The sequence below is a fragment of the Janthinobacterium sp. 75 genome (assembly GCF_004365495.1).
In the GTDB taxonomy this organism is placed as follows: Bacteria; Pseudomonadota; Gammaproteobacteria; order Burkholderiales; family Burkholderiaceae_D; genus Janthinobacterium.
Genome location: NZ_SORD01000001.1, coordinates 2701016 through 2723670 on the forward strand (window position 1 = coordinate 2701016; position 22655 = coordinate 2723670).

28 protein-coding genes are annotated in these 22655 nt (G+C 61.9%); 21 read left to right on the plus strand and 7 right to left on the minus strand.

Annotated features, from left to right (window positions below; all coding sequences use genetic code 11):
* The first annotated feature begins 32 nt into the window (after nt 1-32).
* From tssA to C8C89_RS12275, 6 genes are all read left to right on the plus strand, one after another.
* Nucleotides 33-1064: a type VI secretion system protein TssA gene (gene tssA / locus C8C89_RS12250; RefSeq protein WP_133990107.1), complete on the plus strand. Its 1032-nt coding sequence runs from the start codon at nt 33-35 to the stop codon at nt 1062-1064.
* 33 nt (nt 1065-1097) lie between these two features.
* Complete coding sequence (locus C8C89_RS12255; RefSeq protein WP_133990109.1) at nt 1098-1898, plus strand: transporter substrate-binding domain-containing protein; 801 nt, start codon at nt 1098-1100, stop codon at nt 1896-1898.
* A gap of 35 nt (nt 1899-1933) precedes the next feature.
* Nucleotides 1934-2446 (plus strand): lipocalin family protein, encoded by a 513-nt coding sequence (locus tag C8C89_RS12260; RefSeq protein ID WP_133990111.1) that lies wholly within the window; start codon nt 1934-1936, stop codon nt 2444-2446.
* Nucleotides 2447-2710: 264 nt separating this feature from the next.
* Complete coding sequence (locus tag C8C89_RS12265) at nt 2711-4447, plus strand: methyl-accepting chemotaxis protein (RefSeq protein ID WP_133990113.1); 1737 nt, start codon at nt 2711-2713, stop codon at nt 4445-4447.
* 71 nt (nt 4448-4518) lie between these two features.
* Nucleotides 4519-5202 carry a tRNA-uridine aminocarboxypropyltransferase gene (locus C8C89_RS12270; RefSeq protein WP_133990115.1) on the plus strand — a complete coding sequence of 228 codons (684 nt, stop codon included), beginning with the start codon at nt 4519-4521 and terminating at the stop codon, nt 5200-5202.
* Nucleotides 5203-5330: 128 nt separating this feature from the next.
* Nucleotides 5331-6473: a PA0069 family radical SAM protein gene (locus C8C89_RS12275; RefSeq protein WP_133993336.1), complete on the plus strand. Its 1143-nt coding sequence runs from the start codon at nt 5331-5333 to the stop codon at nt 6471-6473.
* On the opposite strand, the gene C8C89_RS12280 is transcribed toward C8C89_RS12275, so the two are convergent.
* Both C8C89_RS12280 and C8C89_RS12285 read right to left on the minus strand, forming a co-directional pair.
* Entirely contained in the window at nt 6470-7096 is a 627-nt protein-coding gene (locus tag C8C89_RS12280) for a gamma-glutamylcyclotransferase (protein WP_243858300.1), read from the minus strand. The two genes, C8C89_RS12275 and C8C89_RS12280, sit on opposite strands and share 4 nt — an antisense overlap.
* Before the next feature lie 61 nt (nt 7097-7157).
* A complete protein-coding gene (locus C8C89_RS12285) occupies nt 7158-8126 on the minus strand; it encodes a LysR family transcriptional regulator (protein WP_133990117.1) in 969 nt (322 codons plus the stop codon).
* A 124-nt stretch (nt 8127-8250) separates the two neighbouring features.
* Between C8C89_RS12285 and C8C89_RS12290 the strand changes: the two genes are divergently transcribed.
* The 15 genes from C8C89_RS12290 (at nt 8251) to C8C89_RS12360 (ending at nt 19755) form a co-directional block, all read left to right on the plus strand.
* Nucleotides 8251-8784 carry a VOC family protein gene (locus tag C8C89_RS12290; protein ID WP_070224143.1) on the plus strand — a complete coding sequence of 178 codons (534 nt, stop codon included), beginning with the start codon at nt 8251-8253 and terminating at the stop codon, nt 8782-8784.
* Between the two features lie 48 nt (nt 8785-8832).
* Nucleotides 8833-9855: a fumarylacetoacetate hydrolase family protein gene (locus C8C89_RS12295; RefSeq protein WP_101482119.1), complete on the plus strand. Its 1023-nt coding sequence runs from the start codon at nt 8833-8835 to the stop codon at nt 9853-9855.
* A 20-nt stretch (nt 9856-9875) separates the two neighbouring features.
* Entirely contained in the window at nt 9876-10526 is a 651-nt protein-coding gene (gene maiA / locus C8C89_RS12300; protein ID WP_133993338.1) for a maleylacetoacetate isomerase, read from the plus strand.
* Nucleotides 10527-10660: 134 nt separating this feature from the next.
* Nucleotides 10661-11440, plus strand: coding sequence for a uracil-DNA glycosylase (locus C8C89_RS12305; protein WP_133990119.1), 780 nt, complete (start codon nt 10661-10663; stop codon nt 11438-11440).
* A gap of 32 nt (nt 11441-11472) precedes the next feature.
* Nucleotides 11473-12024, plus strand: a complete 552-nt coding sequence (locus C8C89_RS12310) for an NADAR family protein (protein WP_101482117.1) — start codon at nt 11473-11475, stop codon at nt 12022-12024.
* 214 nt (nt 12025-12238) lie between these two features.
* Entirely contained in the window at nt 12239-12715 is a 477-nt protein-coding gene (iscR, locus tag C8C89_RS12315; RefSeq protein ID WP_101482116.1) for a Fe-S cluster assembly transcriptional regulator IscR, read from the plus strand.
* A gap of 72 nt (nt 12716-12787) precedes the next feature.
* Nucleotides 12788-14014 (plus strand): IscS subfamily cysteine desulfurase, encoded by a 1227-nt coding sequence (locus C8C89_RS12320; protein WP_279587412.1) that lies wholly within the window; start codon nt 12788-12790, stop codon nt 14012-14014.
* 54 nt (nt 14015-14068) lie between these two features.
* Nucleotides 14069-14458, plus strand: a complete 390-nt coding sequence (iscU, locus tag C8C89_RS12325) for a Fe-S cluster assembly scaffold IscU (RefSeq protein ID WP_076567031.1) — start codon at nt 14069-14071, stop codon at nt 14456-14458.
* Nucleotides 14459-14509: 51 nt separating this feature from the next.
* Nucleotides 14510-14830: an iron-sulfur cluster assembly protein IscA gene (gene iscA, locus C8C89_RS12330; protein ID WP_010399774.1), complete on the plus strand. Its 321-nt coding sequence runs from the start codon at nt 14510-14512 to the stop codon at nt 14828-14830.
* A gap of 66 nt (nt 14831-14896) precedes the next feature.
* Entirely contained in the window at nt 14897-15412 is a 516-nt protein-coding gene (hscB, locus tag C8C89_RS12335) for a Fe-S protein assembly co-chaperone HscB (RefSeq protein ID WP_101482114.1), read from the plus strand.
* A 108-nt stretch (nt 15413-15520) separates the two neighbouring features.
* Entirely contained in the window at nt 15521-17401 is a 1881-nt protein-coding gene (hscA, locus tag C8C89_RS12340) for a Fe-S protein assembly chaperone HscA (RefSeq protein WP_101482113.1), read from the plus strand.
* A gap of 71 nt (nt 17402-17472) precedes the next feature.
* Nucleotides 17473-17814 (plus strand): ISC system 2Fe-2S type ferredoxin, encoded by a 342-nt coding sequence (gene fdx / locus C8C89_RS12345; protein WP_034750070.1) that lies wholly within the window; start codon nt 17473-17475, stop codon nt 17812-17814.
* Nucleotide 17815: 1 nt separating this feature from the next.
* The gene (gene iscX, locus C8C89_RS12350; RefSeq protein ID WP_071322763.1) at nt 17816-18010 is read left to right on the plus strand and encodes a Fe-S cluster assembly protein IscX; all 195 of its coding nucleotides are present in this window, start codon (nt 17816-17818) and stop codon (nt 18008-18010) included.
* The gene (locus C8C89_RS12355) at nt 17997-18914 is read left to right on the plus strand and encodes an SAM-dependent methyltransferase (RefSeq protein ID WP_133990123.1); all 918 of its coding nucleotides are present in this window, start codon (nt 17997-17999) and stop codon (nt 18912-18914) included. The genes iscX and C8C89_RS12355 overlap by 14 nt, the downstream gene beginning before the upstream one ends.
* 82 nt (nt 18915-18996) lie before the next feature.
* Nucleotides 18997-19755, plus strand: coding sequence for an rRNA pseudouridine synthase (locus C8C89_RS12360; RefSeq protein WP_101482111.1), 759 nt, complete (start codon nt 18997-18999; stop codon nt 19753-19755).
* Here the strand turns inward: C8C89_RS12360 and C8C89_RS12365 are convergent.
* The 5 genes from C8C89_RS12365 to C8C89_RS12385 form a co-directional block, all read right to left on the minus strand.
* Nucleotides 19752-20180, minus strand: coding sequence for a group III truncated hemoglobin (locus tag C8C89_RS12365; RefSeq protein WP_101482110.1), 429 nt, complete (start codon nt 20178-20180; stop codon nt 19752-19754). The genes C8C89_RS12360 and C8C89_RS12365 overlap by 4 nt on opposite strands.
* A 64-nt stretch (nt 20181-20244) precedes the next feature.
* Nucleotides 20245-20781, minus strand: a complete 537-nt coding sequence (locus tag C8C89_RS12370) for an RDD family protein (RefSeq protein ID WP_101482109.1) — start codon at nt 20779-20781, stop codon at nt 20245-20247.
* Nucleotides 20771-21532, minus strand: coding sequence for a DUF3106 domain-containing protein (locus C8C89_RS12375; protein WP_133990125.1), 762 nt, complete (start codon nt 21530-21532; stop codon nt 20771-20773). The genes C8C89_RS12370 and C8C89_RS12375 overlap by 11 nt, the downstream gene beginning before the upstream one ends.
* A 2-nt stretch (nt 21533-21534) precedes the next feature.
* Entirely contained in the window at nt 21535-21939 is a 405-nt protein-coding gene (locus tag C8C89_RS12380; RefSeq protein ID WP_101482107.1) for a DUF3619 family protein, read from the minus strand.
* On the minus strand, nt 21936-22505 hold the full coding sequence (locus C8C89_RS12385; RefSeq protein ID WP_034779551.1) for an RNA polymerase sigma factor: 570 nt from the start codon (nt 22503-22505) through the stop codon (nt 21936-21938). Before C8C89_RS12385 ends, C8C89_RS12380 begins: the two co-directional genes overlap by 4 nt.
* Between the last annotated feature and the right edge of the window lie 150 nt (nt 22506-22655).

Sequence of the window (22655 nt, forward strand, 5' to 3'; positions counted from 1 at the left end):
CCATCAAATAACGTCAACCGCCGGAGAGCGCCATGTTCAATCTGGAGCAGTTGCTGCACCCCGTCAGCGCCGTCAGCCCCTGTGGCGAAGACATCACTTTCAGCCAGGAGCTCGACGCCATCGCGCGGGCGCGCCAGCATGATGACCCGAGCCTGGACCAGGGCGAGTGGGTGACGGCGCTGAAGGAAGCCGACTGGCCTTTCGTGGCGACGCGCTGCGAACAGCTGATCGCAACGAGTAGCAAGGATTTGCGCGTGGCCGTGTGGCTGGCCGAGGCGCATGCGAAAACACGCCACTTCCGCGGCCTGGGTGATGGTTACGCGCTGCTGGCTGGCCTGTGCGAGCGCTACTGGGAAGGTCTGTACCCGCCAGCAGAAGAGGGCGACCAGGAACAGCGTATCGGCAATGTCTTCTGGCTGCTGTCGCGCACGCCGCAGCTGCTGCGCGAGATCCCGCTGACCGAAGGCGCCAATGGCCTGTTTTCACTGCAGGATTTCGATGTGGCGCGCCAGCGCGCGGCGGCCAGTCTGGCGCAGGGCGGTGCAGAGCAGGGCTGGGGCGATACGCGCCACGACGACGGTGAGACACTGGCACAGATGGAGGCGGCGCAGCAAAGGAATACGCGCGCATTTTCCGATGGCTTGCTGGCCGATGCGCAATACTGCATGCAGTCGCTGCTGGCATTTGAACGCAGCGTCGATGCGCGTTTCGGCGCCGATGGCCCGAGTTTTCGCGCCGCGCGAGAAGCGCTGGAAAACGTCATTCATTTCATCGCGCCACTGTCGCCTGGCGTGGACTTCGCTGCTGCGCCGCCCGCCGCTGGCCAGGGTGCCAGCAGCAGCGGGGGCGCCATCGTGCAGCGCCAGCAGGCGCTGGCCCAGCTGCGCCAGGTGGCCGATTTCTTCCGCCGCACGGAGCCGCACAGTCCCGTCGCCTACCTGGCCGACAAGGCCGCCAGCTGGGGAGAATTGCCGCTGCACCTGTGGCTGCGTGCCGTCGTGAAGGACTCGGGCACCCTGGCGCAGCTCGATGAGATGCTGGGGACGAACAGCGCGAACGGCTGATCGCTGTTGGCGCTTCCATGCTAATCTTTGGGCATGCTCAGAATGCTCATGTTGCCTGCCGCGCTATGCCTGTCCATCGCTGCCAGCGCGCACGCCGGGGCTGCGACGCCACTGGTGATCTATGGTGACGACGATTATCCGCCGTACTCCTACGTCGAGAATGGCCAGCTGAAAGGCATCTACACGGAGATCGTGCGTGTCGCCTTGCAATCGATGCCGCAGTATGCGGTGCAGCTGCGCCCGGTGCCCTGGAAGCGGGGACTGTTGATGCTGCAGACGGGCGAGGCTTTCGCCCTGTATCCGCCGTATTCGTGGCGCAGCGAACGGCCGTATGTGCGCTATTCCGTGCCGCTGCTGATGGAGCAGCTGGTGGTGCTGTGCAATCAGGACGTGCTGGCCAAGCGCGCACTGCGCCAATGGCCCGCCGATTACGGCGGCCTGCACATCGGCGTGAACGCTGGTTTCCTGCTTGGCGATGCGGCGCTGACGGCGTCCTTGCGCGCCGAAAAAATCGTGCTCGACCCGGCCAAAGGCACGCGCACGAATCTGCTCAAGCTGATGCGCGGGCGCATCGATTGCTATGTCAGCGACCGCCTGTCGGCGCAGTGGGAATTGCAGCGCATCCGGCGCGATGGGCCGCCGGGCACGCCGATGCAGGCGATCCAGGAAACGGCGCAGCTGGCCAGCCAGCAGGGCCACCTGGGCTTTACGGCGCGCCGACCGTCCGCCTACCCTTATCGCGATGACTTTATCGAACAATTCAATACCGCCATCGTGCGCATGCAAAATAATGGCGCGATCCGCCGCATCGTCGACCACGCATTGCTGCCCTGATGCAGCTGCCTTGATTTCACCATCTGGAGAAGACCATGAAAAAACTGCTGTTCCTGTGTGTGCTCGTACTGGCCGGCTGTGTGGGCCGGCCCGAGAATATTCATCCCGTCAATCACTTCGACACGACCCGCTATCTGGGGAAGTGGTATGAGATTGCGCGTCTGGACCACTCGTTCGAACGGGGCCTGAGCCATGTGACGGCCGACTACAGCCTGCGTCAGGATGGCGGCCTGAAAGTGCTCAATCGCGGCTACAAGGACACGGATGCGAAGTGGAAGGAAGCCGAAGGCAAGGCGTATTTCGTGGACAAGAAAGACGTGGGCTACCTGAAAGTGTCGTTTTTCGGCCCCTTTTATGGTTCCTACATCGTTTTTGATTTGGACCAGCAAGATTACAGCTATTCCATGATCAGCGGCCCCGACAAGTCATACTTGTGGTTGCTGTCGCGCACGCCCACCATGGACGCTGGCTTGCAGCAACGATTGATCGAGAAAGCCCGGGGGCTGGGTTTTGATACGTCAAAATTGATCTATGTGAAGCAAAACTGAGCTTGCTTGCCTGCCGCCCATTCGTGGCGGCATAGTGTCTCCCAGTTGTTGCTTTCCTGCATGTTATTTCTTGCAATGCCATCCTGATTCACTCACAATCTGCTCCAAAGTGGTGCGCTGCGGCGTGCTGCCATTCTGGCGAGGCGGTAGCGTTGCGTCGCCGTTCGTGATTGCCGCACGGCAGATGCCTGCTATATTGCTAGGTAGCAGCAGGTCGGTTTCGTGGCGTCTGTGCATTGTTTTTTTTCAGATAGGAATCACGCAATGAAAAACCTCAAAATCGGCGTGCGTCTCGGTGGCGCTTTTGCCGCCGTCCTGCTCCTGTTGACGAGCCTGACCGTGGTGGGCATCGTGCAGATGCAAAGCGCCAGCAAGGAAACCGATACACTGGTCAATGTCAAGGTGCGCAATGAGCGCCTGATCGCCGAATGGACCAAGGTCATCGAGGTGAACGCGGCACGCACGGCCGCCGCCTGGAAAGTCAGCGATCCTGAACACCAGAAGCAGTTTGAAAAGGAAATGGCGGTTTCGTCCGCCCGCGCCACGGAAATCCAGAACGATATCGGCAAGAGCGAGCTGAACACTGAAGAGCAGGCGCTGTACCAGGAGGTGCTGAGCACGCGCAAGGCGTATACGGAAGTGCGCAAGAATGTGTTCAAGGCCAAGAACGCGGGCGACCTGGAACTGGGCAAGCGCCTGTACGAAGGTGAGATGGTCGCCAAGCGCGACATTTATCTGGCGGCGCTGAAGAAGCTGGAAGTGCTGGAAGCCAGATTGCTGGACGAAGCGGCCGCGCAAATCCGTTCGCGCTATGAAAGCGGCCGTTTGCTGCTGATCTCGCTGGGCGCGCTCGCCATTTTGCTGGGCATCGCCTGCGCATACTGGATCACGCGCTCGATCACGCGTCCCATCACGCGCGCCGTGCAGGTGGCGGAAGCCGTTTCCGCTGGCGACCTGACCAGCCATATCGTGGTGGAAAGCCTCGATGAAACGGGGCAACTGATGCATGCGCTGAAGAACATGAACGATAAACTGGTCAGTATCGTCGGCCAGGTGCGCGCCGGCACGGAATCGATCAGCACGGCGTCGAGCGAAATTGCCGCCGGCAACCTGGACTTGTCGTCGCGCACGGAAGAGCAGGCCAGTTCGCTGGAAGAGACTGCTTCTTCGATGGAAGAGCTGACCTCGACCGTGAAACTCAATGCCGACAATGCGCGCAGCGCCAACCAGCTGGCCATCGACGCCTCGCAGATCGCCAGCAAGGGCGGCGTGGTGGTGTCGGAAGTGGTCAGCACCATGGGCTCGATCAACGATTCCTCGCGCAAGATTGTCGATATCATCAGCGTCATCGACGCCATCGCCTTCCAGACGAATATCCTGGCCCTGAACGCGGCCGTGGAAGCGGCCAGGGCTGGCGAACAGGGCCGCGGCTTTGCCGTGGTGGCCTCCGAGGTGCGCAACCTGGCGCAGCGCTCCAGCGCGGCGGCCAAGGAAATCAAGGGCTTGATCGACGATTCCGTGCAAAAGGTCGAGGCCGGTTCGCAATTGGTGGACAAGGCGGGCCGCACCATGGACGAGATCGTGCAAAGCATCAGCCATGTGACGCAGATCATGAACCAGATCACCGATGCCAGCGACGAGCAGCGTGCCGGCATCGAACAGGTCAACCAGGCCATCGGCCAGATGGACCAGGTGACACAGCAAAATGCGGCCCTGGTGGAAGAGGCTGCCGCAGCGGCCGAATCCATGCAGGAACAGGCAGCCAAGCTGGCCGAGGTGGTGGGAGTATTCAAGCTTGATGCCACGCAGCAATATGTTTCCACCAGGGCTGCCCCGTCTGTGAAAGCGTCTGCACCGGCAAGAACGGCCATGCGGCCTGCCGTGCAAGCCGCCGTGCGGCGTGCGCCAGCGCAGCCCGTGGCGGCGCCAGCGGAAGCGATGCGCGCACGCGCGCCGAAGGCGCCGGTGGCGTCTGGCGCCGACGAATGGGAAGAGTTTTAAGCGCAGACTCCCCGTGGCATGGCGCGGGCGCTACAATCGCGGCTTGAAGACAGCCGCGAACGCGCTCCGCCATGACCACCCGCCGTACCTCCAGTTCTAGCTCCAGCCATACCGCTGCATCCTCCTCCCTGGCTGAAACCGCCAAACGCGCGCGCTGTCCAAGCTGTCTGCGCGCCGAAACCAGCTGCATCTGCCGCTGGATCACCCCCGTTGCCCACGCGGTGGACGTGCTGATCCTGCAGCATCCGCTGGAAGTCCACAACGCCAAGGGCAGCGCCCGCTTGCTGCACCTGAGCCTACCCAACAGCCGCATGCTGACGGGCGAGCAGTTTGCCCCTGACACGCTCGCCGCATTGCTGGCCGACAAGCACACTGTGCTGCTGTACCCGGATACGCCAGGCGATCGTTCGCTGGGCATCGCGCCGCCGCCTGCGCTCGACCCTGCCACATTGCTCGATCCGGCCCGCTTGCAGCTGGTGGTGCTGGACGCCACCTGGCGCAAGAGCCGCAAGATGCTGTACCTGAATCCCCGCTTGCAACAGTTGCCGCGCCTGCCCTTGCGCGACACGCCCGCTTCCCATTACCTGATCCGCAAGGCACACGCGCCAGACCAGTTATCGACCCTGGAAGCGACATGCTATGCCTTGATGCAGTTGGAGCAGGATGCACCCCGGTTCGTTCCCTTGATCACGGCATTTGACGGTTTTGTCGCGCAGCAGTTGAGTTATGTCATGCAGCATGCTGAAAAAGCGTGAAAAGGCATCACGCCAGCCCTTGATCTTGCCCGCGCAGCGGCATAGTATACTGTACGTATATACAGTTAATGGGGCCGTTCATGAAAGCAATCATTCCAGAGCACGATGACAGCTTCGCCGGGCAAGCCATGTTGCCGCCGCAATCGCTGAAAGCTCACAAGGGGCGCGGAGCCGTGTCGAACTTGCAAGGGCGCTACGAGGTGCATGCGCGCGCCGGTTTCGATGACGGCTGGAGCGTGGGTGGCCTGGATGAAACGGACGGGGAGGAGGTGGCATCGGGTTGGAAGACGCAGGTCAGCGACGAGCAGGCGCGCACCATCCTCACGCGCAATGCTTCGCCCGACTTGCCCTTCAATGTGTCGCTGAACCCGTACCGGGGCTGTGAACACGGATGCATTTATTGCTTTGCCCGTCCCACGCACAGCTATCTGGGCCTGTCGCCGGGCCTGGATTTCGAGAGCCGCATCTATGCCAAGGTGAACGCCCCCGAACTGTTGCGGCGCGAATTGGCCAAGCCATCGTATGTGCCCGAACCGATCGCCCTGGGCGTCAATACCGATGCGTATCAGCCGTGCGAACGCGAACGGCAGCTGACGCGGCGCGTATTGGAAGTGCTGCACGAGTGCGAGCATCCCGTGGCGCTGATCACAAAATCGTCGCTGATCGAGCGCGACATCGACATTCTGGCGCCCATGGCGGCCAGGCGCCTGGCGGCCGTGGCCGTCACTGTCACCACGCTCGACCCTGCCATTGCGCGCACCCTGGAGCCGCGCGCGGCCGCGCCAGCGCGGCGGCTGCGCACCATCCGCACCCTGACGGAGGCGGGCATTCCCGTGGGCGTGAGCATCGCGCCCATCATTCCGTTCGTGACGGAGCCGGAAATCGAGCAGCTGCTTGAAGCCGTGCGCGACGCGGGCGCGATCCACGCCCATTATGTGGTGCTGCGCCTGCCGTGGGAAGTGAGTCCATTGTTCCAGCAATGGCTGGAGGCGCACTTCCCGGAGCGGGCCCAGCGCGTGATGAACCGTGTGCGCGAAATGCGTGGCGGCAAGGATTACGACAGCGCGTTCGGCGCGCGCATGCGGGGCGAAGGCGTATGGGCCGACCTCATCCACCAGCGCTTTGAAAAGGCCGTGCATCGGCTGGGGCTGCACGGCAAAGGGGGGCGTTTCAAGCAGCTCGATTGCACGCAGTTCCGCCGGCCGCTGGTGGTGCCGCCGTTGGGGAACAAGGCAAAAGGGGCGAATGCGGGGCAGCTGGATCTGTTTTAAGCTACACCAGCGTCAGTGCTGTTGCTGCAGGGGTGTGCTGCGGCGCTGTGCTGGGTAGGTGTCTGGAGTTGCGCCAGATGTTGCTCGATGGCAAACACGTGCGGGTCGTTCTTGCCCAGCTCGCGCAGGGCGTTGGCCAGGTGCAGCAGGTATTCGCTGTTCGGGCCGCTGGGGCCGTTTGATCGGGCGATCTGGCGCGCGATGTCCAGTTCCGGGGCGGCACCGAGGAAAGCGGCGTTTTCCTCGTTGGCGATGTAGACCAGGCCTTCGACCTTGCCGCCGTCCTCGAAGCTAATGTCGGTGGCCAGGCGCAGGTAGCCATTTTTTTCGCGGTGGTCGAGGTGGGCGAAGACTTCGGGCGTGATCAGGTAAGCCATGCCGTCACACACGGCGCCCGCCTGCGGCACGATGGTGGCGACCCGGCCCGGCGCCATGGGCGTGCCCCGATGGTCGTGCGAACCCTGCCAGAAGCGCCGCGTCCAGCCGGCGATGCTGGCCGGGCGGCGCTCGATATAGGGAAAGTCCGCCTTGTAGATCAGGGAGCCATAGCCGAACAGCCAGACTTGTTCATGACCGTCGAATTTGTTCATGCGCTGGTTGATGGCGATGGTGGCCGCGTCGATGGGCGACAGGTCGTGCTGGTCAGGCTGGGTCATGGCGTGTTTGCAAAGGGGCGATGCGCCATTATAAAGCGCTGCCCGCAGGGTTGCCCGCTGGCAGGCTATCGCGTGCCGCGTCGCCGCCCGCGCCCACATTCCACTCGTGCGTCTCGACGAACTGGAACAGGAAGGCCATGAAGCTTTCGGCCGCCGGCGACAGCGAACGGCCCGTCTTCGTGTAGACGAAAAAGCGCCGCGTCAGTTCCGGCTCGTGCAGGGTGCGCATCTGCAATTTATATAATTTGACCATCGGTTCTGCATACGGCAGGCAGACCGTGATGCCCAGGTTGGCGCTGACCATGGCTAGCGCCGTTGTCATGAATGTGACTTCATTGTAGGGATTGAGCGACAGGTCGCGGAAGCTGCCGTGCATGTCGCGCAGCAGGCGTTCTGTAAACTGGCCCTGCAGCGAGATGAACGGGTAGTCGCCCACGTCGGCCCAGGTGACGCGGTCTTTCTGTTGCAGCGGGTGCTGCTCCGGGAAGACCAGCACGAAGGGCATTTCGAACAGTACTTGCGCGGCAATTTCCGCCGTCGGATCGCGCTCGGGGCCGATGCCGAAATCGACTTCGCCGCTGAAGACACGGCTCGATACATTCTCCACGGGGCAGTCGACCAGGCGCAGCTGCACATCCGGATGGGCCTGGCGGTACGCGGCGATCACTTCCGGCAGCAGGGTGCACGCCATCATCTGCGGCGCTGCTATGCGCACCATGCCCGTTTTCAGAGCTTTGCGCTGGGCGATGCCGGCCATGGCCCCATCGAGATCCTCGATCATCTTTTCAAACAGCGGATACAGTTCGCGGCCGATTTCCGACAGCTGCGTCTTGCGCGTGCTGCGCTCGACCACGCGCACGCCCAGCACGCTTTCCAGTTCCTTGATCAAGCCGCTCAAGGCGGACTGCGTCACGTGCAGGTATTCGGCGGCCAGGGTAAAACTGCCGGTCTTGGCCAGCGCCACGAAGGCGCGCATCTGTCGCAGGCTGGGACTCATAAGATAATCCGATAAATCAATGGTTAAAAATTGTTTGTATGATAGCTGTAACTCGATTCTAATGGTGAAAAGCTGAAAAACACGCCAGCCATCGCGCCCTGAGCGCATCCATTGGAGACAGACCATGAAAATCAAGCAAATCCACCACGTCGCCTACCGCTGCATCGACGCGAAGAAAACCGTCGAGTGGTATGTCAAGCATTTGAACATGAATTTCGTCCTCGCCATCGCCGAAGACCTGGTGCCGTCGACCAAGGCGCCGGACCCGTACATGCATGTCTTCCTCGACGCGGGCCAGGGCAATGTGCTGGCCTTTTTTGAACTGCCGACGCAGCCGCCGATGGACCGCGACCGCAATACCCCCGCTTGGGTGCAGCACCTGGCGCTGGAAGTGGGCAGCATGGAAGAACTGCTGGCCGCCAAGGAGCGCCTGGTGGCCGCAGGCATCGAGGTGCTGGGCCCTGTCAACCACGCGATCTTCCAGTCGATTTACTTCTTTGACCCGAACGGTCACCGCCTGGAACTGGCAGCCAACGTGGGCACGCCGGAAATGATGGCCAAACTGGACGCCGTCAAATGGGAAATGCTGGAAGAATGGTCGCAGACGCGCCGTGCGCCGAAACACGCCGCCTGGATGCACGCGCCGGCCGAAGCCTGAGCGCCGCAGACCGATACCTTCTGAAACAACCACCGAACAAGGAATACCATGAAACTCGCAACCCTGAAAAACGGCAGCCGCGACGGCGCCCTGATCCTCGTCAGCCGCGACCTGCGCCAGTATCAGCGCGTGGCCGCCATCGCTCCCACCCTGCAGGCGGCACTCGACAACTGGGACGCCGTCGCGCCAAAGCTGGAACAGGCCTACGCCGACCTGAACGCGGGCCAGGCGCCGGACGCGCAGCCGTTTGATGCAGCGTTGTGCCACTCGCCGCTGCCGCGCGCCTACCAGTGGGCCGACGGTTCCGCCTACATCAACCACGTGGAACTGGTGCGCAAGGCGCGCAACGCGGAAGTGCCAGCCTCGTTCTACACGGACCCGCTGATGTACCAGGGCGGCTCGGACAGTTTCATCGGCCCACGCGACCCGATCTTCGCCCTGTCGGAAGAGTGGGGCATCGACCTGGAAGCGGAAGTGGCAGTGATTACGGGCGACGTGGCCATGGGCGCCGGCGTGGCCGATGCGGCGGCATCGATTCGCCTGGTCATGCTGGTCAACGATGTCTCGCTGCGCAACCTGATTCCGGGCGAACTGGCCAAGGGTTTTGGCTTCTTCCAGTCCAAGGCGGCCAGCGCGTTTTCGCCCGTCGCCGTCACGCCCGATGAACTGGGTGCCGACTGGTCGGACAGCAAGCTGCACCTGCCGCTGCTGGTGGAGCTGAACGACAAGCCCTTCGGCAAGCCGAATGCGGGCGAAGACATGACATTCAACTTCGCCCAGCTGGTCGCCCATGCGGCGAAGACGCGCGAACTGGGCGCCGGCAGCATCGTCGGTTCCGGTACCGTGTCGAACAAGCAGGGCAATCTGTTCGGTTCCAGCATCGACAATGGCGGCGTGGGCTATTGCTGCCTGGCCGAGGTGCGCATGTATGAAACCATCGAACACGGCGCGCCAAAGACGGCGTACCTGAAGTTCGGCGACACGGTGCGCATCGAGATGCGCGACGCGGCTGGCGCCAGCATCTTCGGCAGCATCGAGCAGACGGTCGCGCTGTACGCCGGCCGCGCCTGAAAGGACGCCTCGCCATGAGCATGAAGCTGTACACCTATTTCCGCAGTTCGGCAGCCTACCGCGTACGCATCGCCCTCAATGTGAAGGGCATCGCGTACGACAGCATTCCCGTGCATCTGCTGCAGGATGGCGGCCAGCAGCTGCTGCCAGCCTACCGCGCCGTCAACCCGTCAGCGCTGGTGCCGGCGCTCGATGACGACGGCGCCATCCTGACGCAGTCGCTGGCGATGCTCGAATACCTCGACGAGACGCGTCCTGGCGTGCCGCTGTTGCCGGAGGACGCGCTGGGACGCGCCCGCGTGCGCGCGCTGGCGCTGGCGATCGCCTGCGACGCCCATCCGCTGACGAATCTGCGCGTCCTGAAATACCTGAAAAACACGCTTGGCCTGTCGGACGAGGCCAAGCAGGAGTGGTACCGCCACTGGATGGCCGAGGGACTGGCGGCCGTGGAAGCGCTGCTGGCGCAGGGCGACCCTGCCGGCACGGGCCTGTTCTGCCATGGCGACAGTCCGACGATGGCCGATTGCTGTCTGGTGCCGCAAGTGTTCAATGCGCAGCGTTTCGCCATCGACCTGGCGCCGTACCCGCGCGTGGTGCGCATCCATGCGCATTGCGCCGGCTTGCCTGCGTTTGCCGCTGCCCATCCGTCGCAGCAGCCTGACGCCGAATAGACTTGATGTAGCGCACTCAAAAATCCCCGGCCTGGCAACAGGCCGGGGATTTTTTATGCGTGCTTGATGTGGGGCAGTCAATGCCAGCTTGCCGGTGCGCTACAATTTGCGTTTGTCCAAATACTTCCCGCGCCATGACTGCTACCACCGTTCCTTCCGGCATCACCGATGCCCTGTCCCTGGCGCATCCTTCCTGGCGTCCCGTCCTGCTGCGCGGCTTGCACGCCGTGATGGCGGCCGATCCCGCCTACCTGCCGGCGCTGGCTGTTGACGATTATCTGCCCACGCAGGGCCGGCTGTTCGCCGCCTTTGCCTTGCCGCTCGAGCAGGTGCGCTACGTGCTGGTGGGTGAGGGGCCGTATCCGCGCGCTGAGAGCGCCACGGGCGTGTGCTTCATGGATGGCGCCGTCGGCAGTTTATGGTCGGCGACAGGCCTGTCCAAGCCCGTCAACCGCGCTACCTCCTTGCGCAACTTCATGAAGATGCTGCTGGTGGCCGATGGTCAGTTGCAGGGAGGCGACACGTCCGGCATGGCCATGGCGCCCGTGGCGGCCGCCGCGCAACTGCCGGGCAGCGGCGTGATCCAGACCCTGTCCGACTTGCAGCGCAAGATGACGGAGCAGGGCTTCTTGCTGCTCAACGCGGCGCTGGTGTTCCGTTCCCACGTGCCGCCCGTGCAGGATGCGCGTGGCTGGCTGCCCTTCCTGCAAGTGGTGCTGGAAGCGCTGGCGCAGCAGGGCGGGGCGGCCGCGCCGCAATTGGTGTTGTGGGGCAAGATTGCCGAGCTCATCAAGCGCCTGCCGGTGGCGGCAACCTTGCCGCAGGTGACGGCGGAACATCCGTATAATCTGTCCTTTATCGGCAATCGTGACATGCAGGCCTTGTTTGGTCCGATGCAACTATTGCGTGCTTGAATTGGCGCCTGTCTGGCGGAAGTGCGGGGAATATGCAAATTAGTAATGTGGAAGAATTGAAGGCATGGATAGAGGCGGGCGGCGTGCCCGACTATCTGTATTTCTGGGGGCACACGCCAGCACAGCCGCAGGTGCCCGACAAAAGCTGCTTCAGCCAGTGGTTTCCGTCGCCATTCAGCCTCGCTGGCGTGACGTATGCGACGGCCGAGCACTACATGATGGCGCAAAAGGCGGCCCTGTTTGGCGACACGGCCGTGCAGGCGCGTATCGTGGCAGCCGGGCGGCCGTCGGAAGTGAAAAAGCTGGGGCGCGAAGTGGCGAACTTTGACGCCAGGGTCTGGGAGGCGGCGCGCGCCGGCATCGTCTTCGATGGCAACTTTGCCAAGTTCTCGCAAAAAGCCGCGCTGCGCAAGTTTTTGCTGGGCACGGGCGAGCGCGTCATCGTCGAAGCCAGTCCCGTCGATCGCATCTGGGGCGTGGGCCTGGCGTCGGACAATCCGCGTATCGGCGATCCATCGCGCTGGGATGGTTTGAACTTGCTGGGTTTTGAATTAATGAAAGTACGGACAGCCCTGCGCGGGTGAGGATGCCAGCGATTTTCCGTCATGTTGTTTTCCTGATGCCGCCGCGCCTGGCGCGGCCGGCCATGCCCCTGCCAGCCCTGTGGTCTTCGAGGGGCGCTCTGACAAACCCCGCCGAATTTGTTATACTTGACTAAATCATTCAACTACTCAGGGTTTGAGAAGTTGAAAAGCCGCAATATTTTAAACCAGTTATTGAACAGTTGACCGAGGATGTATGCGTCTGACTACAAAAGGCCGTTTTGCCGTGACAGCGATGATCGATCTTGCCCTGCGCCAGGGCAAGGGACCGGTCACCTTGTCCGGCATCAGCCAGCGCCAGTCGATTTCCCTGTCCTACCTGGAACAGCTGTTCGGCAAGCTGCGCCGGCATGAAATCGTCGAATCGATCCGCGGCCCGGGCGGCGGCTACAGCCTGGCGCGCCGTGCCGACAAGGTGACGGTGGCCGACATCATCATTGCCGTCGACGAACCTCTGGACGCCACGCAGTGCGGCGGCAAGGAACATTGTCACGGCGCCGACGCGGCCACGGGCGCGCGCTGCATGACGCATGAATTGTGGTCCACGCTCAACGAAAAAATGGTCGACTATCTGGATTCTGTGTCCTTGCAGGACCTGGTCGACCAGCAGAGACAAAAGATTGCCGAACAAAGCGTGATGGTGATGCACCGTAACCACGCCGCCGTCGGTTGAACATTATAAAATACTAAGTTGCTGATTGCATTGGAGTTATTGATGAACGCCCCTGAAAAAAACGTAGGCCAAGTGCACTTTGAAACCGCACCGCATTTTCCGATCTATATGGATTACTCGGCCACTACGCCGATTGATCCACGCGTCGCCGACAAGATGATTCCTTACTTGCGCGAGCAGTTCGGCAATCCGGCGTCGCGCAGCCACATGTATGGCTGGACGGCGGAAAAAGCCGTGGAAGAGGCACGCGGCTACGTGGCGGCTCTGGTGAACGCCGATCCGCGCGAAATCATCTGGACTTCCGGCGCGACGGAAAGCAACAACCTGGCCATCAAGGGCGCGGCGCAGTTCTACAAGACCAAGGGCAAGCACATCATCACCGTCAAGACCGAGCATAAATCGGTACTCGACACGGTGCGCGAACTGGAACGCATCGGCTTCGAAGCAACGTATCTGGAACCGCAGGACAATGGCCTGATCACTGTCGAGCAACTGGCTGCGGCCGTGCGCCCGGACACCATCCTCGTGTCGGTGATGCTGGTGAACAACGAAATCGGCGTGATCCAGCCGATCGACGAGATCGGCGTGTTCTGCCGCTCGAAAGGCATCATCTTCCATTGCGACGCCGCGCAAGCGACGGGCAAGCTCGTCATCGACCTGCAAAAGACCAAGGTCGACCTGATGACCTTTACGGCGCACAAGACCTACGGCCCGAAAGGCGTTGGCGCCCTGTACGTCTGCCGCAAGCCGCGCGTGCGCCTGGAAGCGCAAATGCACGGTGGCGGCCATGAGCGCGGCCTGCGCTCGGGCACCCTGCCTACGCACCAGATCGTCGGCATGGGCGAAGCGTTCCGCATCGCCAAGGAAGAGATGGACAGCGAAATCGGCCGCATCAAGGCCTTGCGCGACCGCCTGGCCAAGGGCTTGCAAGAGATTGAGGAAGTTTACATCAACGGCGACATGGACCACCGCGTGCCGCACAACCTGAACGTCAGCTTCAACTACGTCGAAGGCGAGTCGCTGATCATGGCCATCAAGGATATCGCCGTGTCGTCCGGTTCGGCCTGCACCTCGGCCAGCCTGGAGCCATCGTATGTGCTGCGCGCCCTGGGCCGCAGCGACGAACTGGCGCACAGCTCGATCCGCTTCACCATCGGCCGCTTCTCGACCGAGGAAGACATCGACTTCGCCGTGAACCTGCTGAAATCGAAAGTACATAAATTGCGTGAGCTGTCGCCCCTGTGGGACATGTTCAAGGAAGGGATCGACATCAATTCGATCCAATGGGCGGCACACTAACCATCACGCAGGTCCCGCTCACGGGGCCGGCAAGCATATTAAAGGAGCATCAAAATGGCTTACTCGGACAAAGTACTCGATCACTACGAAAACCCGCGCAACGTGGGCGCTTTCGACAAGGGTGATGAAACCATCGGCACCGGCATGGTGGGCGCGCCTGCCTGCGGCGACGTGATGAAGCTGCAGATCAAGGTCGGCGCCGATGGCCTGATCGAAGACGCGAAATTCAAGACCTACGGCTGCGGTTCGGCCATCGCGTCGAGCTCGCTGGTGACCGAATGGGTCAAGGGCAAGACCCTGGACCAGGCGCTGGCCATCAAGAACACGCAGATCGCCGAAGAACTGGCCCTGCCGCCAGTGAAAATCCACTGCTCCATCCTGGCGGAAGACGCCATCAAGGCAGCTGTTCTGGACTACCAGACCCGCCATCCAGTAGCAGCTTAAACGTTGGCAGCCCGCCCCAGCCGCAAGGCCGGGGCAGCTGCGGAGAAATACATGATCACACTGACCGAAAAAGCGGCGAAACACATCAACCGTTATATCGAACGGCGCGGCAAGGGCATGGGCCTGCGTTTTGGCGTGCGCACCACGGGCTGCTCGGGCCTGGCCTACAAGCTCGAATATGTCGATGAAGTGGCGGCCGAAGACAGCGTCTTCGAATCGCACGGCGTGAAGGTCTTCGTCGACCCGAAAAGCCTGCCTTACATCGATGGCACGGAACTCGATTTCGCGCGCGAAGGCTTGAACGAAGGCTTCAAGTTCCACAATCCGAACGAAAAAGACGCCTGCGGCTGCGGCGAGTCCTTCAGGATTTAAACAGCTGGCAAGACCCCGGTCGGTGCGCTGTACCCATCGATTGCGGTACAGCGACCACCGACAATTATGCAAAACCACTTCGAATTATTCCAGTTGCCGGCGCAGTTCGGGCTCGACATGAGCGCGCTCGACGCGGCCTATCGCGACGTGCAGGGCAAGGTCCATCCGGACCGTTTCATCAACGCCAGCAGCGCTGAAAAGCGCGTGGCGATGCAATGGGCCACGCGCGCCAATGAAGCCTATCAAACCCTGAAAAGCCCGCAGAAGCGCGCGCAATACCTGTGCGAGCTCAATGGCGTCGATTTGCAGACGGAATCGAACACGGCCATGCCCGTCAGCTTCCTGATGCAACAGATGGAATGGCGCGAAGAGCTGGGCGACGCCCGTGCCGGCAAGGATGCCGACGCGCTTGACGCCCTGGATCGCCAGCTGCGCGGCGAACGCAAGGCTTTGCTGGCCCAGGTGGCGGCCCAGCTCGACGGGGGCGACTATGTGAATGCCGCGCAAAGCGTGCGCGCCCTGATGTTTCTGGACAAATTCGGCGAGGAAGTCCGCTTTGCATACGAAGCCATGGAAGCCTGACTGGCTGATCGCTTGACCCGCGTGCCAAGCGCCAGTCTGGCACGCGTCTTATAATGCGCGACAGGCATCATCAGCATCACGCAAAAAATTAATCGAGGCACGAATACAATGGCACTTCTGCAAATTTCCGAACCAGGCATGTCGACCGCGCCGCACCAGCACCGCCTGGCCGTCGGCATCGATCTGGGCACCACCAATTCCCTGGTCGCCACTGTCCGCAACAGTATCCCCGAGGTACTCAACGACGAGGACGGGCGCTCCCTGCTGCCCTCCGTCGTGCGCTACCTGCCGAACGGCCATGCGAACATCGGCTACAAGGCCCTGTCCGCGCAAACCACCGACCCGAAGAACACCATCGTGTCCGTCAAGCGCTTCATGGGCCGCGGCCTGGCCGACATCGCCTACGCGGAAAACCTGCCCTACGACTTCCAGGATACGCCTGGCATGGTGCAGCTGAAAACCGTGGCCGGCGTGAAAAGTCCCGTCGAAGTGTCGGCGCAAATCCTCGCCACCCTGCGCCAGCGCGCGGAAGACTCGCTGGGTGACGACCTGGTGGGCGCCGTGATCACCGTGCCCGCCTACTTTGACGACGCGCAGCGCCAGGCCACGAAAGATGCGGCCCAGTTGGCCGGCATCAATGTCTTGCGCCTCCTGAGCGAGCCCACGGCCGCGGCCATCGCGTATGGCCTCGACAACGCCTCTGAAGGCGTGTACGCCGTGTATGACCTGGGCGGCGGCACCTTCGATATATCGATCCTGAAACTGAGCAAGGGCGTGTTTGAAGTGCTGTCCACGGGCGGCGATTCGGCCCTGGGCGGCGACGATTTCGATCGCCGCCTGTTCTGCTGGATCAGCGAACACGCCAAGCTGGCGCCCCTGTCGGATGAAGACACGGCGATCCTGATGGTGAAAGCGCGCGAAATCAAGGAAACATTGTCGACCAAGTCGGAAACGATGATCGACGCGGCCCTGAACTCGGGCGAAGAGATCCACCTGCGCATCACGGCGACGGAATTTGCGGCCATGACGCAGCACCTGGTGGGCAAGACCATGAACGCCATCAAGAAAGCCTTGCGCGACGCGAACGTGGATGCGGACGACGTCGATGGCGTGGTGATGGTGGGCGGCGCCACGCGCATGCCGCACGTGCAGCGTGCCGTCAGCGAATTCTTCCACACGACGCCGCACGCGAATATCGATCCTGATAAAGTGGTGGCGCTGGGCGCGGCCATCCAGGCAAACTTGCTGGCCGGCAACCGCGCCGCCGGCGACGACTGGCTGCTGCTGGACGTGATCCCGCTCTCCCTGGGCATCGAAACCATGGGCGGCCTGGTGGAAAAGATCATCCCGCGCAATTCGACCATTCCCTGTGCGCGCGCGCAGGAGTTCACGACGTTCAAGGATGGCCAGACGGCCCTGGCCGTACACGTGTTGCAGGGCGAGCGCGAACTGGTGAGCGATTGCCGTTCGCTGGCGCGTTTTGAATTGCGCGGCATTCCACCGATGGTGGCGGGCGCCGCGCGCATCCGCATCACGTATCAAGTCGATGCGGATGGCTTGCTGTCCGTTTCGGCGCGCGAACTGCGCTCGGGCGTGGAAGCGTCGATCAGCGTCAAGCCTGCCTACGGCCTGGGCGACGACGACATCGCCCGCATGCTGCAGGATTCCTACACCTCGGCCGACGTCGACATGGTGGCGCGCGCGTTGCGCGAAGAGCAGGTGGAAGCGGAGCGCATCCTGCTTGCCACGCAGTCGGCCCTCGATGAAGACGGCAGCTTGCTCGATGACGCGGAGCGCGTGCTAGTGGATGGCTTGATGAACAAGGTGCGCGACGCCATTGTGCAATCGCAAAGCGGCGCCGTCGACCACCAGGCATTGAAGCTGGCGATCGAAGCGCTGGCCGACGGCACCGAGGATTTCGCCTCGCGCCGCATGGACCGCAGCGTGCGCACTGCCCTGAAGGGCAAATCGCTCGACCAGGTCGTTTAAAGATAACTGAAATGCGCGCCGCGTGCACTTGCTGCGGCAGCGCTCCGAATCATTGAAATTGTAGAGGTAATATGCCCCAAATCGTCATTCTGCCGCACGCCAAGCTTTGCCCGGACGGCGCCGTCATCGAAGCCCCTGCCGGCAAGTCCATCTGCGACATCTTGCTGGAAAACGACATCGACATCGAGCACGCCTGCGAAAAATCGTGCGCCTGCACCACCTGCCACGTGCTGGTGCGTGAAGGCATCGAATCCTTGAACGAAGCGACGGAACTGGAAGAAGACATGCTGGACAAGGCCTGGGGCCTGGAAGCCGTGTCGCGCCTGTCGTGCCAGTCCATCGTGGCCGAGGCAGACCTCGTCGTCGAAATCCCGAAATACACGATCAACCAGGTCAGCGAAGGCAGTCACTAACATGAAATGGTCCGACATCCATGTGATCGCCGAAGCGCTGTACGACGCGCATCCGGACATCGATCCCCTGACCGTGCGTTTCACCGACCTGCATAACTGGGTGGTGGAGCTGGACGGTTTCGACGATGACCACACGCGCGGCGGCGAAAAAGTGCTCGAAGCGATACAGATGGCGTGGATCGATGAAGCGCGCTAAGGGCGCGGCAGCGGCCGCCACCGCAGTCGCAGTGCCGAAAGACGTCATCACTGCCGCCAGCAACATGCCCGAGATCAAGGATGGTCAGTCGGTCGCCCTGCTGCAGGAATTGCACATCCTGACGCGCGACGGCAAGATGAATCAGGACAGCCGCCGCAAGCTCAAGCAGGTGTACCACCTGACGCAGTTCATCGAGCCGCTGCTGCGCGAAGTGCAGCTGGACCATCCCGGCGTGTCGCTGGTCGATCACGGCGCCGGCAAGTCGTATCTGGGCTTCATCCTGTACGACCTGTTCTTCAAGAACGGCAACGACGGTTCGCACATCTACGGCATCGAGACGCGCGAAGAGCTGGTGCAGCGCTCGCAAGAGCTGGCGAAGAAATTCAAGTTCCCGGGCATGTCCTTCCTGCCACTGTCCGTGGCCGAATCGACGGAGTCAAACTTGCTGCCACAGCAGATTGACATCGTCACGGCCTTGCATGCGTGCAACACGGCCACCGATGACGCCATCCATTTCGCCTTGAAGAAGAAGGCGAAATTCATGGTGCTGGTGCCCTGTTGCCAGGCCGAAGTCGCTTCTGTATTGAAGAAGAACAAGGGCAAGAGCCTGGGCAAGAATGTGTTGACGGAATTGTGGCGCCACCCGCTGCACACGCGCGAGTTCGGCAGCCAGATCACCAACGTGCTGCGCTGTCTGCAGCTGGAAGCGCATGGCTACCAGGTCAGCGTGACGGAGCTGGTGGGCTGGGAGCATTCGATGAAGAATGAATTGATCATCGCCAGCTACAAGAACTTGCCGCGCCAGCGTCCGACGGAGCGCCTGCAGGAAGTGCTGCAAACCTTGGGCCTGGAAGAGATGGGTCACCGCTTCTTTGCCGAAGAGCTGGCCAAGGCCACTGCGTAAGCATACGCTGGCGCACCCGAGAGGAGGAGCGGGTCGGTTACAATACCGGCTTTCTCCTCCTCTTGCTTTTTGCGCCTCCCCCATGACCACACCACACGAAATGCCCACCGTCCGCCTGGCCAAGCGCCTGTCTGAAGACGTGCCCTGCTCGCGCCGCGAGGCCGAGCTGTATATCGAGGGCGGCTGGGTCACGGTCGATGGCGTGCTGGTGGAAGAATCGGGTGCGCGCGTAGCCGACAATCAAGCGGTGGTGCTGTTGCCGAACGCCACCCTGGAAGAAATGCCGCCCGTGACGATCTTGCTGCACAAGCCGGCCGGCATCAACGGCGGCGTGGGCAGCGAAGGCAAGCCGGCCCTGGCCTGTTTGCGTCCCGAAGAGCTGTTCACCCCGGAAAACGTGCTGCCCAGCGCCGTCACGCGCTTCCTCAAGCGCCACCTGATCGGCCTGACCATCACCAATCCGCTCGACACCATGGCTTCCGGCCTGCTGGTGTTTACGCAGGATTTCCGCGTTGCCCGCAAGCTGGTCGACGAAGCGAAAACGGTGGAGCAGGAATTCATCGTGGAAGTGTCGGGCGCCATCGCGGAAAACGGCCTGGCGCTGCTCAATCACGGCTTGCCTTTCAATGGCAAACCTTTGCCGCCGATCAAGGTCAGCTGGCAGAATGAAACGCGCTTGCGTTTCGCCCTGAAAAACGTGCAACCGGGCCAGATCGCCCATATGTGCAAGATGGTGGGACTGGAAGTGGTCGCCATGAAGCGCTTGCGCATCGGCCGCATCCCGATGGGCGCCATGCCCGTGGGGCAATGGCGTTATCTGCAAGGCTACGAAAGATTCTAAAGCTGCGGCGCCACGATGGCATGGCTTTCCGCAAAGCTTTTCCATAGCCGTTCGGCAATATTCAATGCAATGGTATCGGCCTTCTCTTGCAGGGCCGGGTTGCCCATGCTTTCGGTCGTGGCAAAGAACAGGGTCAGCCAGCGGCGGAACATGCAGGGCGTGAGGTGTTCCATTTGCGCGTGCTGGGCCAGCGGCTTGCCGTGGTAGCGCATGGTGCCGCGCAGCAAGCCCGACCAGAAATCGACCAATGTTGCCAGATGGGCATCCCAATCCTTGACCTCGGCGGCAAAGATGGGGCCCAGCATGGCATCGTCGCGGGCGGCCGCATAAAACGTGTGGACGAGATGCTTGACTTCGTCTTCGCTGCAGACTTCCTCGCGAAAGGGGGCGAAGCGCGTGTGGGGGAGGGGGGCGGTATTATTCATGGCACGCCATGATCGCAGAGGCCCCGTGGCGCTTCAATGACCCAGGTCAAGCCCCAGAAAAAACTCAGGCGGCGACTTTCTTTGACTTCTTGGCGGGGGCCGGCAATTGCACGATCTGCGTGCCCAGCAGCTTGTCGTGCAGGAATTGCCCATTGCCGGTGAACAGGGCCGTGCCTGACCAGGCCAGGATGCCCACGCCGATGGCGCTCAGGGCTGTCCAGTGCTGCAAATCGAATACATAGGACACCAGCAGTGCCGGCAGCAGCCACATCCATGACAGGATGTAGCGGAAGGCGGCCACGCGCAGTGGCACGTGGGCGTGGCCCGGCAGCACGACTTTCAGGCGCCACGTCTTCATGGCCAGGGTTTGCCCTTCGCGGCTCCACTGGTGGATGAAGTACGCACCCATGACGAGGAAGGCCAGGCACTGGCGCATGTGTTCCGTCAGTGGCGTATGCGCGCTCTGCACGGCCAGCTCAAACAGCAGGAAGGGCAAAAACAGCACGGCCAGGGCCAGCAGTGACTCGTACACCATGGAAATCAGGCGGCGCTTGATTGTGGGATGGGAAGTGATGCTGGCGGCAGGCGTGCTATTTGGCATAGTTCGGCAGGGGGGCAGGCGTGGCAGGCGGCGTGACGGGCACGGTGGCGGGAGCTGCGGCCGGATCGCTTACCGGCACGCTTGCCGCCGCAGGAGCGGGCGGCAGGACGGGCGCGGCGGCGACAGGTGCTGCCGGCGTGGCGGGTGGCAGGATCAAGGCTGGCTTGCTGGTATTCGAATTGATCGCAGGCACCTTGCCCAGCGGTTTTTTCGGTACCAGTTCCGTGGCCAGCTTTTTCTTTTGCTCTTCCGGCAATTGCTGGTATTGCTCCCATTGCGCGGTTTTTTGACCAGGATCGATCTTCTTCGTGCGCGCATAGTTTTCGCGCACCAGGCTGCGCTGTGCCGGCGTCAGCTTGACCCATTCTCGCATGCGTTCATGCACGCGGGTTTGCTCGTCGGGTGTCATGGAGGCAAAGCGGTTGGCGATATCGAGCCATTTCTGCTTGCGCAGGGCTTCCAGCTTGTTCCATTCGCCCGCCAGCGGCTGCAGGGCTTCCTGCTGCGCGTGCGACAGCTTGTTCCAGGACGGGTTGTCGCTGGCCTTGGGCGGCGTGCCGCCTTTGCCGGCCGTGCGGGGCGAGCCGGGCTTGACAGCCGGGGCCGGCGCCACCACGGGCGCTGCCGCCACGGGAGGGGCGACGGGCGCGGGATGTTGCTGCGCACCTACCCATGCAGCGCCAGCCAGGGCGCAGGCGCCCAGAGCCAAGCCGCCAGCCAGCCAGCCTTTGCGTACGCTCAAGCGTGCCATGCTTATTGCTCGCGTTTCGTCAGGTAGGCGTTGAAGCCATGGTCCATATAGGCGGAGAGCGGCAATTCGTCGGACAGAACGGCTGCGTCGATTTCTGCCAGTTCGGCAATATGTTGTTCCTGCTCAAACTGATAGATGCCCACCATGCCGCCAACCAGCAGCAGCAGCGGGATGATCACGCTCATGCGGCCCAGCCACGACAGCGGCTCGACCAACAGGTGGCTGGCGATGCCGGCGAAGACGTCCTTGCGCACGGCAACGACTGCGGGCGCGTCTGCCTTCTTGCGCGACAGGGCCAGCTTGCGTGCCGCTGCCAGGCGATCGGTGGCCGATGCGGGCAGGTCGTCGAGTTTTTCGTTCAGTGCATGGCGCACTTTGTAGGCGAAATTGAGATCGTCGGTGTTCATAATTTTATTCCCTTGGCTTTCAGCGATTCGGCGAGCGTGTGGGTAGCTCTAGAGCAATGTGTTTTCACGCTACCTTCGGAACAACCCATCGCTTCCGCTGTTTCAGCCACATCCATGTCCTGCCAATAACGCATGAGGAAGGCTTCGCGTTGACGTGAAGGCAGTTTTTGTACCTCTGCATCAATCAAATCAAGGATTTGTGCGCGCTCGACCTGGTCGGCCGAAGATTCGGCGGCGCTGGAACCCTGTTCCGATTCATAAGTGTCAAGTATATCAAAATCTTCATGCTCGTCGCCCGAGGGTTTCATGCCGGAAAACAGACTGACCCAGGTGTTGCGGACTTTTTCACGGCGGAAATAATCAAGGATGGTGTTCTGCAAGATGCGCTGGAACAGCATCGGCAATTCGGCGGCCGGCTTGTCGCCGTATTTCTCGGCCAGCTTGATCATGGCATCTTGCACGATGTCGAGTGCCGATTCTTCCTTGCGGACCGCGTAGGCGGCTTGCTTGAACGCGCGCCGCTCGACGTTTTCTAGAAAGTCGGATAATTCTTTGTCTGTTGCCATGCGGTATGGGGATCTTAGCGGCTGCGGGTGCGGTGGGCGAATTGGGGACGGGTATGCTTTTTGCAACCCCGTGCATGCTAGCAAAAAATGTGCGTTTCCGCAGGGTTTTTGCACGTCGTGCGAGCAAAAATGCAGCGAGGCTGACATTTT